This is a genomic window from Nostoc sp., assembly GCF_036916735.1.
Taxonomy (GTDB): Bacteria; Cyanobacteriota; Cyanobacteriia; order Cyanobacteriales; family Nostocaceae; genus Nostoc.
Genome location: NZ_JBALFV010000106.1, coordinates 39,434 through 52,649, shown reverse-complemented (window position 1 = coordinate 52,649; position 13,216 = coordinate 39,434). Strand labels below are relative to the sequence as shown.

General features: G+C 42.9%; 6 protein-coding genes. All 6 read right to left on the bottom strand.

Annotation, left to right across the window (positions count from 1 at the left end; all coding sequences use genetic code 11):
• Positions 1-210 precede the first annotated feature (210 nt).
• The gene (locus V7L20_RS25905; protein WP_334746828.1) at positions 211-828 is read right to left on the bottom strand and encodes a hypothetical protein; all 618 of its coding nucleotides are present in this window, start codon (positions 826-828) and stop codon (positions 211-213) included.
• 629 nt (positions 829-1,457) lie between these two features.
• Positions 1,458-2,051, bottom strand: a complete 594-nt coding sequence (locus tag V7L20_RS25900; protein WP_442943634.1) for an alpha/beta fold hydrolase — start codon at positions 2,049-2,051, stop codon at positions 1,458-1,460.
• Between the two features lie 43 nt (positions 2,052-2,094).
• Positions 2,095-4,872 (bottom strand): GEVED domain-containing protein, encoded by a 2,778-nt coding sequence (locus V7L20_RS25895; protein ID WP_334746827.1) that lies wholly within the window; start codon positions 4,870-4,872, stop codon positions 2,095-2,097.
• Positions 4,873-4,972: 100 nt separating this feature from the next.
• Positions 4,973-7,393: a hypothetical protein gene (locus V7L20_RS25890; RefSeq protein ID WP_334746826.1), complete on the bottom strand. Its 2,421-nt coding sequence runs from the start codon at positions 7,391-7,393 to the stop codon at positions 4,973-4,975.
• 319 nt (positions 7,394-7,712) lie between these two features.
• Positions 7,713-11,666: a TonB-dependent receptor gene (locus V7L20_RS25885; protein ID WP_334746825.1), complete on the bottom strand. Its 3,954-nt coding sequence runs from the start codon at positions 11,664-11,666 to the stop codon at positions 7,713-7,715.
• The gene (locus V7L20_RS25880; RefSeq protein WP_334746824.1) at positions 11,663-13,204 is read right to left on the bottom strand and encodes a hypothetical protein; all 1,542 of its coding nucleotides are present in this window, start codon (positions 13,202-13,204) and stop codon (positions 11,663-11,665) included. Before V7L20_RS25880 ends, V7L20_RS25885 begins: the two co-directional genes overlap by 4 nt.
• Positions 13,205-13,216 lie beyond the last annotated feature (12 nt).

Here is a 13,216-nt window from a genome sequence, read left to right as displayed (position 1 = left end):
ATACCTATTTGCCTAAAAAACCATCTATTGACATCTACCCAAAAGATTTACCTGCACTGCCTCCTGCTATTTTTTAGTTCTGTCGAACTCACGTTTTTTTAGATTACTGTGAGGATGTGCGCGACCTGAACTGGTCGTCTGGAATGAAACACCAAGTTTCCTGGAGATTTCTACCTCCAAGGGCTATTATTGTTTTTTGTTTAAATCCCACTAGCTACAATAAGCCAGACTGCTTAATCCGGGGGTATTTACTAAGTCAGTATTGGTTATCCAACCATTACCAGATAACTCTCCAGGGAAACTTCTTGAAAGGTCGATTTCTACCCAAATGAAATTTTCAGATTTGTATGACTTAACTCTATTACCTGTAACCAAATTCACAAACACGATTGTGTTGGGATTAAGTGTCGTAATAAAAGCTGCTTTTGCACTTGGTTGGCGACGTAGAGTTACAGGTTGTACAATTTGCCGACATACGCTGCCAATAGTAGGTTGACTCCATAGGTTTTGAGCGTTGTTATTGGTCGGACAAAATTTCAGCACAGCAGTTTGAATAAATCCTGAAATTGGAAATTTAATTCTGACAAATCTATCTCCACTAGCTGGTATATATGCTAAAGAAATATTTGTTTGTGCTGGCAATATTCTGATGGAGTTGGATGATGTTGAAGGTTCTTTGAAAATTGGAGTATTTACTTTAGTTGCACGACAAATCGACTGTGAAGAATTGGAGGGAGTCTGTGCGATTTGAGCAAATACAGGTATACTCAGAGCAAACGTAGCAATCTTTACTAGAGTAAAAATATACAATAACTTTTTAAATTCCACGTTTTTTCCTCAACACCATTTACAAAAGACTGTACATTAGATTTGGAACTTATAAGCTTTAAGGCTAAAAAAACCTAAAAAATATTTTTAACTATTAGATTATCATATAATGGCTAATTACTACTAATTAGAAACTACACGCAATCTATTAATTCTCAATGAATCTAATAATACTGAAATACTTGAACAGTTTGTCAATACAGTTATGAAAGTAAAAACTCTCAATCAATAGCAGCTTCCAAATACATCAATAGCTACTACACCATAACTAGATATCAGAGCAGTTTTAGTTTATACACTAGGGACTATTCTACAAATAGTAGTTATGATTCTTGTTTTGCTAGTCGTGGAAAAATTAGTAATGTTGATTGATAAGAATTCTTCTTTTGTCAGAAAACTACATGATTATTTCTGAGAACGATGGTTCTAAAACTTTTAGTAATAAGAATCTTGAGGTGAGCTATTTTGTTGATAATGGGAAAGTCATTACTCAAGGTAAACTTTAATTGAAGTCTCCTTAATTAAGCTGTTGCGCCTACAAGTTGTACTATTTTCATTGTTAAAAAAAGCTGCAAACCCTCTCCGTTGCTCCCAGCAAGAACTGCCCTTGTGCAGCTTCAATGTGCTTGCTAAATGCTTAACAGTTTAGCGCACCTGTTGCTCCCTTTAGCAGTGGATGAGCTACGCCTAATGTTGCGATCACTAGGCTCGGAGTTGTCGCCCAGATTTCGCCGCAGGAATAGTGGAACATCTGCTAGAAACTCAATCGGCAATCCGCCAGGATTAGCTTCGGTTTTCAGCATCAGAAGTGGCACTGCACCCACTAGAACGGCTTTTGCAATGCGAAGAGTGCCGTGGCAACCGATATAACGGGTGACTTCGCCGCCGCCGGTCGAGTGACCTACTAGGACTACATCTTTAAGATCCAGTGTTTCAATGAGCGTTGCAAGGTCGTCCGCGTAGGTATCCATGTCATTGCCGTTCCAAGGTTGGCTTGACCGCCCATGTCCGCGACGATCATCGGCGATGCCGCGATATCCGTTTGATGCTACCAAAACCAGTTGTTCATCCCAAGCATCAGCATTGAGTGGCCAACCATGACTGAAGACTACGGGTTGTCCTGTACCCCAGTCTTTGTAATATATTTGCGTGCCATCTTTCGTTGTAATCGTACTCTCGAATGGTGTCTGCGTAGGCGAAGCCCGCCGTAGGCATCGCTTGATCTGTTTTCCTTCACAGACCTCCTCTTTCCCCCTTCCTCTAACCTTATTTCACTCTAACGCGGAAGCGAACAAAGCCATAAGAATTAACTGGAGTCCCAGATCCATTTGCTGGAGGTAGATTTGACAAATCTGGACTCCGCGTGATATTCACCACTACAGCCCCATTAGTGTTACTGCCACAAGATGATGGTATGCCTGATTCGTTAGCTGTATAAAAATGTCCGCGATCGCCATCTTGGGCATTGGTAAGATAAGCTGTAGGGGTGCTAGAACCAAGCCCAAGAGCAATACCTTGATCTGCTCCTGGTAAGCCGCCATCATTAGGAGTCATACCATTAAAAGCAGTGGCAATAAAAGTAGTATTGGTAGGTACTAAGTCACAAATTTGCACACTAGTAACATTACCCTGACCATTAGAAAGGAAATAAATGGTGTATTCTAACTCATCTCCTGGCTTGACTGTGCCAGCGTTAATCATTCCGCGCAAGTAACCACTAGGCCATGCGTTACTGCTATCATCATCAGTATCACGAGGAGATGCTACGTAGTTAGCAGCGTTAGTAGAAACGTCGCTACGACCATCCACAATATTAGTTAAGTCCTGGCTATTAATGCGGGTAATCCGTTTAACTAAAATTAGCTTAGGTTGGCCTGTTAACGTGACTGGGTAATCTTCCACCTCTCCAGCTTCCCCTGAACCCGTTGGACTGGGTGTTGTAACTGTAGTAGTCGTAAACCGGAAACGAGCAAAGCTACTACCAAGGGTTGCATTGCTGGGTACGGTAAACGTTAAAGTATTGTTTCCAGCATTGAGCGGAACATTATTAACTGTTGCAGGTATACCTTTAGTAACGTTGGTCAAATTGAGCTGTTCGCCACTATCAAAGACCCCATTTTTATTAAAATCAATCCAAGAATTGAGATATCCTGCTGTCGAAGCGTTAACGGTAATTGATACAGATTTTCCTATAGTTAGTCCTGAAGGTAAAGTCACACCATCATCGCCACTATCGCCATCCGCATTAGCACTGTAATACGAACTGTATTCTCCAGTTACAGTCGCGCCAAGGGTGGGATTATTACAACTGATTGCGTGTGCAGCTTCACCATAACTGCTTGGTGCATCGCCGAAGTCAGAGACAAAATCAGTAGTCACCTTAAAGCCACCAACATAGCCGTAGTTCGATAGGCGAATCTCAATAATATCACCAGCATTGACGGAAACTGTTGATACGCTGCTTGCTGGTAGGCTGGTAGTATAAGTTAGAACAGGATTACCGACCCGCACTCCATTAATATAAACTTCCATTGAATCATCAATGTAAGCTCCTGCTTGCCCCAAGATAACTCTGCCTTTGGCGAGTGCTTGCCGCTTAAACACTATTGCCCAGTTGGGTTGATCGCTACCATTTCCTGGTGAAGTGTAGTCTCCGTTAATCGGAACATAACCTGAAGAAGGAAAGCTGCCGTTAATAATTGTTTTCAAGGGATGGTCAGTTACACTTATAGATTGATCGTTAAAAGTAAATGCAGAACTTGCCGCTCCAAATTTTGCAGTGCCACGGAGCGTTGGTAATCCACCTATACCATAGAGACCAACAGCTCCACTATCGTTTGTAGCTGCGCCTGAAATAGGGAAATGACCACTGTAAATTTGAGCTTCCCACTCACAGCTAGAAGCAGGATAAAAGCCAAAATCTTGTCCGGTGATATTGGTAGTGCTAACCGTAACTGGCAAATTATCAGGAGTACCGAGCGTGTAGCCTACAGGCACATGTGTATCAGCAATATCTACTTTAATTTTGTAAGTTCCACTAGCGACGTTAGTAAATTGATAACTACCGTCAGCAAGAGTTGTTACTTGCTGGATGATTTCACTAGTAGCAAGTTCACCATTGTTGTCGGTATCTTGGTAGAGAATTACACGCACATTCCCAATCCCAGGCTCACCATTATTCGTACTATTGCGATTATCATCCCGGTAAAGCGTCCCGGAAATACCGAAAGTGTTAGAAACCGTCGCGGTCTGGGTTGCACTGGCTTCCTGGCGGTGATTTGTTGCATCTCCATTAATTGGTGCGCCTGCTGATTCACCGGAAATGTTATCAGCGTTATCAACAGTATATAAATCCTTGCTGCCAGTTCCATTTGCACCCAGAATATATGGAGTGTTACTATTGCTGGGTTGTCCACTAGTATTACCTAGTGTCACACTTACAGTTTGTCCACCAGCTGCCGTCACTGTCACTGGAACCCGTACAACAATCGAACCGCCTGCGGGAATCGAACCATTATTAGCAGAGGCGATCGCACCTAACAATGTCCCCGTATTACCACCACCATTAGGAACTGTAACATTATTGGACGTAAGGTCTACTGCTGCTGCTGGCCCACTACCATCCGGGTCATAAGCAACAATTTTCAGTGTGCCAGCTGTACCGCCGCTAATGGCCGAAGGTGCATCGGGAATAAAGAACTGTGTCGGGTCATTACCGACGTTGGTTACTGTAAAGTCAAAGTTGACAGTACTACCATTTGTCGCACCCGGTGTATTCGCTGGTGTAATTGTAATCCCTGCAACTTCTGCCACAGTTACTTTAACTATATTTGATTCAACTTGTTTTTCAGTATTATCCGTAAAATCAATAAAACTACCAGTTACTTGGTTATCAATTACAGTACCAGGTGTCGGACTAGCAGCCAATATTGGTAATAACTGTAGTAAATTATAACTAATAAATAAATATGGGAGTATAATTACGTAAAAATAGGATTTACCCTTTCGGTCTTTCTTTTTCTGGATGAATTGATGTTTTAACATAAATAGTTTTGGTTTTTTAATACTGGAAGAATTTAAATATATTTCCGTGATTGTAGAGACAGTATATATTGTGTCTCTACAACGTCAAGGTTAGTTAAAATTAGGGCTTCACCTTCGTCACAAAGCGGAAGAAACCATAGGAATCATTAGGTGAACCCTGCCCTGTTGACCCTGGCATAGTAGTTAAATTTGGTACTCCAGTATTACCAGTAATATCAATAACTAAAGTGCCGTTATCATTAGCTGCCTTGAGATAACAATTAGCCGGAACAGTACCACCAGCGCTAATCAATTGAGTGCGATCGGCTGCGTCATTAGCACTAGTTAAATCTAGTACTGTACTCGTTCCTAGCTGCAATTGCACATCTTTGCTAGTACCATAAGCACCGACTTTAAAATTTTGGTTAGCACTAATGCGATCGCACACTCTGACAGTATTGGCATTACTAGTACCCGCATTCAGGAAATAGATTGTATATTCAATTTCGTCCCCTGGCTTAACTTTGCCAGCATCAATTGCCCCTAACAGATAATTAGATTTCCAATTGGGGCTGTTATCGTCGGCTTTACGAGTCGAGGTAGTATCGTCAACGAAGGCATTTAGCGGTGTGTTGTCATTAGGGTTTTTGGTGCGATCGCCATTAATCGCCGTAATCCGTTTGACTAATAAAACATTGGCAGGAGTGACAAAGGGCATCGTCACTGTGGCAGGAGTCGGATCTTCTTTGCTTGCAGCATCAATCGCTGCATAGGTAAAACTAACGGTAATCGCTCCATCTTGAGGGTCAAGCTTTAATAACGTTGGGTTATAGCTATTAATCACCTGCCCCGCAGTCACGGCTACGTTATTGTAAGTCAGCGTCCCATTGGTCGGTAAGGTGACAATTTTGAATTTATTACCACTGCCCAATGCGCCATCTTCGGGGTCAGTCCCCGCTAAGGTTGGCACTTGAACCGTTGCCGTTCCGCCCGGATTGGTTTGAGACGCTGGATTTAAGTTGGTCGTATCCGGAAGTTGCTCAATCCCAAAATCTTTACTAGAGATGTTTGTGCCAGTATTAAAAGCAGCTGTTGTTAGTGGGCTAGTATTGACCCAGTTAGGAGGGAGCGATGCTGTCGGGGCAGTATTACCTACTGTGCCAGCTGTTGTACTTAAGAGAATTTTAACGTTGCTTTGATTCAGGGGAACATCGAAAAAAGTGTAAGTACCATCTGCTGCAACAGTTGTTGTTTTTAATACTTTATTGTTAGAGTCTACAAGAATAGCATTTAACAACCCACCTGCATTAGTGCCGATTTCTGAGCCAGTATTAATATTAGTAAAAGTCCCGTTAGCGCTATTGTCAGCATCATTCCAAACCTTACCGCTAAGGAAATCATCATCATATATGGTGTAGCTGGAAGCAATCATTGGGGAACTACCACAAGTTGTTGTAGAACTGGCGAAAAAACTAGTTGAAGATTGTATGGTAAATACGATTGTCCTCACACCTTGAGGAATATTGTTATTAATTACAGTAAAGGGAATGGTAAAGACACTAGTACCATCACTACCATCGTAGTTACCCGCAGGGATAGTGATATTAAAAGTGGATGTGTGTGATGTTGTATCGTAGTCTGTACCTCTGACTGCTGTACCAGAAACAGAAATTGGAACAAAGATCCCTCCAGTTGGCACTAAACCAACAATTCTGAGTTTGGGGGGGTTAGTTGTAGGGGTAGTTTCCGATTCTGCTGCACCACCCGAACTTGCTGTAAACTCGACCACAGGTTTACCAGCAAATTGGACTTCATCAAGGAAGTTGCCTACAGTATTGTTCCCACTTGCTGTAGAAACGGCCGCAAATCCTACAGGTCGATTGCCAGAAGCACCAGTGTAAGGCACTGTGCCAGTATATCGTACCCAGCCATTTCCTGCATTATTATTACTGACATTAGGAATAGTTGCACCATTCTGTGCTACGGGTTGTACCGTAACTGTTCCATTGTTAGTTGTTGAAAATGTGCCAAAAACAGTTGATGTTGAATCAGTATTTAGCCCAATCAAAAAATTTGCAACATCAGGAGTAGTTCCATTTCCTCCCCGCCCTCGGTGTAAAAGAGAGAATGTGATCGTCTCATCTTTAAGTAAGCATATATTCTGATACAACTCAGAATTTTGTTCAGCATTTAACTCAGCAAATTGATTTCCTGCACTAGTTGGTGTTGTTGCTGTATTAACACTACTAAATCCTGTTGTCCAAATCTCAATCAAAGGTACTGTTCCTGGAGATGTATAACCACTACAGCTACCTGTTCCCGCCTTTACTGAGCCATGAGTAGTTTCCCAACCAGGGACAATACCTGGCGACACTTGAACATAACATTTTTGACCAGCAGAACCAAAAACAGGTGACTCAAAGCTGGGATTTAAGAACGATCGCTGGATATATTGAGCTTGCGCTGATGTAGGTTGAAGTACTAATGTCGCACCAAGCAGCCCCCAGCCAAAAATATGAAAATTTTGCCATAAATTCTTCATTAGTAAATCACCATAAAATAACATTTACAAAATGCCGATCGCCTTAAGCGTAATCATCAATAAGGGCTGATTCACCTCAAATAAAGCTCCAGTCTTTAGCTTGCCCAAAATCATCGATAATCTACCATCTTTATTCAGATTTACTGTAGCGATCGCTTTTAAAAGTTAAAGAAATATTTCATTTTAAATTTAAGAAACCTGGCTACAAATTGACGATTTGTAGAGACGTTGCAATGCAACGTCTCTACATTTTAATTTTGGATAGGGGTTTATCAATAACTACAATTCCGTGGACATGATTGCTCTACAAATAACCGTTTTATATTTCACGCTTTTGTATCGCCGTTGTTGCAGCCTTGAGTTTACTCACTAAAGTTTTGATTGCAGATTCCTGTGGCTGGCGTGGCGGAATCTTTTGTTGTCCAAAACCGTCAAATAATTCGTTGAGTTTGACACTTATACCCAAATATGCGCCGCCTACGGAACGTGTGCCAGAAAAATCCCGATCGTCAACTTTACCAAACACATATCCAGCCGAAACGCGCAGGTTAGGCGTGAGGTAGTAGCCAGTTTCTACAACAAACCCTGTTTCGCTGTAGCTAGACTGACTAATTACACGAGCCTCACCCACCAAATCCCAGCTATATCCCAAACGATAAGTAGCCCGGAATTGCGCCAGATTTACTGTGCTAGTACCAGCTAAATCACTGGCTATGTAAGAAGTACTGTTACGCAAGGCATACTTACCATAGAATTCCCATTCCCAGTTAGGAGCGTAAATAGCTTCTAAAGCAAAGGTATGGTCTTGGGAACCTGTACCACTTCCTAACAGGATGGTGTCAGGGATAGTTGATGGATTTTGACGATATTCATAACGCAATAAAGCATTAAATTTATCGCTATTGGGGTCGCGGTAAGCTAAACCCAGCTTCAGGTTAGCCGTATCTCCCAATCCTGAAAGCTTTTGATTGGAAGAACCAGCTTGTTGATAACGTACCAAAGCTGTCAGAGCAGGAGAAATTTTACCTGTAACGCCTGCGCTAATTACTGTATTGCTACCACTAGAAGAAGAACGATGTTCATAACGGGCACTGGCTTGAAACTGTGGATTATCAGAGTATTCCAGCCCAACACTGTAGCTGTCACCACCATCAAAGCCGATCGCAGATGCTGATTGACCAAAAGCGAAAGGTTGGGCATATTGTTGGCCTGCTCCAGTCCGTCCGAAGAAGTTGCCAAATACGTGTTCGTAAGCAACATTCAGCCGCAATCCCGAAGCAATAGTCCAACGATTATTTAGACCGATCGCTCCTTGAGTAGTCATTTCATTCGCACCACCCAAAATTGAGTAACGACCGGTCAAAGTAGTATCCGATCCGAGTTTGTGTTCACCGTTGACACTCAAACTGGTGATGGAATTACCCGAATATTGACCGCTAGTGTAAAACTGTTGGGCCAGACTGATATTCACACCAGGAATTGCTGCCCAATTTAACCCGAAAATGGTACGGTCTGGGTAAACAGTATCTTTTTGAGAAGATAAACTTAGTTCATTTTGCGCCTGAAAAGTCAGATTCTTCGCAATGGGAACAGAAAAACGCGATCGCAGTTGATCAGAAGTACTACTTAGGGCACTATCGGGGATGCGGTCTTCCCGATGACGATGAATCCAATCCACATCAATAGTAGATTTACCCAGACGTTGTTGAATACCGGCGGAAATCGTCGTCAGCGAATTATCAACTTTGCTTCCAGGTATCGCTTCAGAACGCGGTGCAAATAGTTCTTCAAAAGTATCTAGGGGTTGGGGAGCAATCCCAAAATTGTCTTCGTGGTCATATTGCACTCTGACGTTAGTGGTTGAGGCCAGTTTAGCTGTAACCTGCGCTCCATAACGGCTTTGTCCAGGGACAAAGCTGATAGTGGCATTATTGGCAAAACCTGTATCAGCAAAGCGATAATAAGCACGACCTTGAATTCCGTTAGTAATCTGTCCCTCAGCTTCCAGCCGGTATGCTTCACCGCTAACCTTTCCCACAACATCAGAATCATTATTGGAATGGGCATATTCTGCGATTAAGTTACCCTGATTACCCAAAGAAATCAGCGCATCTGCACCGTAGAGTTGAAAGTCACGCACTCCCTGATTTTCTTGAACATAAGTTGCTCCAATCCAGCTTTCAAAGTTCAGCTTACGGGAAAGATTATATTGCAAACGACCAGCATAGATATTGCTATCAGAGTTTTGGCTATCGTATTGATAGCTAACAACAATCCGGCGTACCAATACTTGTCCGACTTGATCGATATCAGTGCGGAGGATGGGTTCGCGGAATAATAAAGTACCGCGATCATAGTCAATTTCGTAGTCTGGGCCTCGGTTAAGCTGTTTGCGTTCTAGTACAGTTCCAGGACGATTGAGTTCTTCTAACTCGATAAAGACATTTTCGCTACCTTGTTGTAAAAGTCTGCGAGAGAGGAAGTAATAACCACTAGTGCCATCAGGAGCGATAGTATCCCGTTGAAACCCTTCTAAATGGTTGCCATACAAACCTGTAATTTGTAGGTTCCCTAAGTTGTAGCTAGCTTTAAAACCGTGGAGTTGACGGGTGATAGAAGTAAATTGCTGCGATCGCCGCGCAAATTCTTCTGTGTTGTAGTCACCCCACATGGCATAATCAGGGGAAGATCCAGGGATACCAGTTGAACGCTCCAAACGCAGATATACGCTGTCAATGGAAGGAGCGACGACATCAACTTTCGAGCTATCGCCATAGACAGGATAATTTTGCTCACTGAATTGGTAAGTTCTAAATAGGCGATTATTGCAGTCGCAATCTTCATTGAGACTACGAGAACTGTTATATGCACCTGTAAATAACCATTCCCCGATCGCACCAGTGGCAAATATCGCTGAGTGGAAATCTAATTGCGTTCCATTGTCTTTGTCAGGAGGGAGGAAATCACGGAAACTGCCGTAATAATTTGTACCTCTAGCGCCCAAACGTAAATCTACTACCCCTGTCACCAAACTCGGACGCAGCGCCGTTTCAAATTGTAGTTGAGTAAAGGCTTCTAAATTATTAGTGATCGCCCGAATTCGGACAGTTTCGGCTTTGAGTTGCGATCGCAACGTAGTTGTAAATTGCCCTGCTTTCGCCTCCACTTGAAATCCTGGTTCATCGGGTTTAAAGTCTTTCCCGACAAACTCCCCAGCAGTAGGTATCAAAGTGATAACAGCATCACGATTAGAGCGATTGCCATTTGCATCGATCAGTTGACCCCGAATTGTCGCTGTGGAACGTCCATCTGCCGGGATACGAGACTCAACAGTTTCTAAAGTTAGTTGCTGTGGCGCTCCCCGGACTGCGACTTGCACCGTTACAGGGGGTTCTGTCCCTCCTACTACTTGTGCAGAGATGATATTTTTACCTTCTTTTAACGAGACACCATACCATGTCTGCGTTATTAAGTTAGTGGTGGCATCACTTTCTGTCCGTCCTACCAAAGAAGAATCTACTAATACGCCATTCACCCGCAATTCCACCTGACTACCAACAGGAAATTGCACAGCCACTGTGGTAGCTGGTACATCTACAACGCTGTCAGCCGTCGGAGTCAGAATTTTGATTGCTGTGGAAATGGCGGGAGTGGGGGACACGGGAAGATTTTCATTCACCCCTTGCCCCTTCTCTACTCCTGCTATTTTGCTTAAACCTCTAGGTAAACCTACGGTACTAGCTGGTTGAAATGGTTGTATTTGCCTTGGAGAAGCTTGCAACTGTATTTCAGTATCTTTACCTCTATCATTCTTGTCCTCGATTCCGGCTATTTTCCGTAAGCCTCTGGGTAAACCTACGGAACTTGCTGGTTGAAATGGTTGTATTTCCATTTCACTTGGCTGAACATCTGAAATTAAAGTATCAGTAGTTGATGCTGAAGAAGTGGAAGGAAATTTGTGAGGTGGAAGCTGCTGCTCGGAACTTTTCAGGTCATCTGGAAAAACCAAAGCGGAACCTAATCCCCTAGCGTCTTTCCCTTGTAGAGAAGGAAGAGAATTCAAAGCCTCTCCTCTGCTCCCTGCTCCCTGCTCCCTTGCCTCTTCTTCAACCCCCTTATCTGCTTGCGAAGGGGAATCAGAGAAAAAGAGATTTTCATTGACGGGTTCTGCTTTGACTATTGCAGGGTACAAAATAAGGCTGAGAGCTACTATCGGCATCGCCCCCATCAACCTCAAGTTAAATCTATTTATATAGTGCAGTCTAGGTTTCATTTCTTGACTGGCTCCTGAAAGGCGGGGGTAACTGCGAAATTCATGCGTACCAAGCCACCAGGCTCTAAACGTACTAGACGAGATTGGCTATTACGTTCACGGAATTTGTTATTGGGAGCCAGAGTATAACCAGGAAGACTGCTGAGGTCTAGTACACCCGTATGATTTCCTGGTAAGGCATTGGCTAATGAAAACAAACCATTCGGATCTGTTGTGATGCGGTTTCCATCCTCCAGAAAAATCACCGCATTGGGAACTCCAGGCTCACCACGCTGTTGTTCACCGTCAAAGTTTTTATCAACAAACACGCGACCGATAATTGTGCCACAATCAGAAACGATTCCTGGACGAATTTTTAACTGGTGGGTTGCTGGACCATCCTTAGTGCTAAAACCGTTGTCAGCTCGTCGAGCATTAGCGATCGCACTATTACGACCAGTACCGCGCAAAGCATCGGCTGTTAATTGAGCCGCGTAAGCAATATTCAAGACTTTATCTGTAGGAATTGTTACATCTGTGCGGAATGTCACCGTGTTTCCATTGCGTTCTGAGGTGATAGCGATCGCTTGACCATCCAACTCTCCCCGCACAGATTTAGGCAAGAACTGAAATCCTAAAGGTAAGTTGTCGGTGACAACTAAATTATTCAAACCAGCATCAGCGAGATTTTTTACTGAGAGGCGGTAGATCGCTGTATCTCCAGGTTCAGCAGTAGCGCGATCGCCTGTTTTGATAATCTGCACCTGATTGGGTTGACACATATTTGTGGTGAAATCAAAGGCAAATAACTTCAGTGCTTGGTTTTCAGCATTGTTAACTAAAACAACCGTATCTTCGACTCTTGTTTCACCTAGAAGACTAATTGGCTGACCATCTAAAGAAGTAGCGACATAGCGCACGATATTGTTACCTTCAGTGCCAGTGCTAGCAATTATTTCAATCTTGATGCGTCGTTGTTTAAAGATAGAATTTACTGGTGGATTGACTACAAAAATGTAGCTTCTACCTGGATTAGTTTGACCCTTATTGGGATCGAGGAGAAAATTGTAGACACCCGCAGGGTTATTCGTAATAAAATACGGATTACTATTCTCGATATTTGGTGATTTACCGCCGGAAACGTTGTTATTAGGAATATCAGGTAACTCTGTTCGAGTTAGAGGCACTAAGTTTCCCAATTCTGTCCCCGTTGGATCGCTGGGATTAGGTTCGTATACGCTCACTGAAAAACCTGTATAGTCAGCTAAAAGTTCGCCAGCGCAACCTAAAATCCGCCCTAATGGGTCAACTAATGGGTTAGGACTAACATTCAGCTGACTAGAACTTCCTTGATATTTATAATTACTAGCAGAATCCGTATAAGTATAAGTAGCTTGATTTGTTAATGGCACTGACGCAACCAGATTCTTATTCTGTTGCGCGATCGCTGGTATAGGTATACTAGTATGCAAAACAGTTGCCAGAAGAACAGTAGCCGTTAACCTTTGATACCAGCTACTGCTAGAAGTAATTTGGTTTCGGTTTTGAGGACGGCTCACTGGATATATCTC

Bases quoted from the DNA above. Each gene is read 5' to 3' on its own strand.
- V7L20_RS25895 (WP_334746827.1), bottom strand. From the start codon at position 4,872: ATGTTAAAACATCAATTCATCCAGAAAAAGAAAGACCGAAAGGGTAAA.
- V7L20_RS25890 (WP_334746826.1), bottom strand. From the start codon at position 7,393: ATGAAGAATTTATGGCAAAATTTTCATATTTTTGGCTGGGGGCTGCTT.
- V7L20_RS25885 (WP_334746825.1), bottom strand. From the start codon at position 11,666: ATGAAACCTAGACTGCACTATATAAATAGATTTAACTTGAGGTTGATG.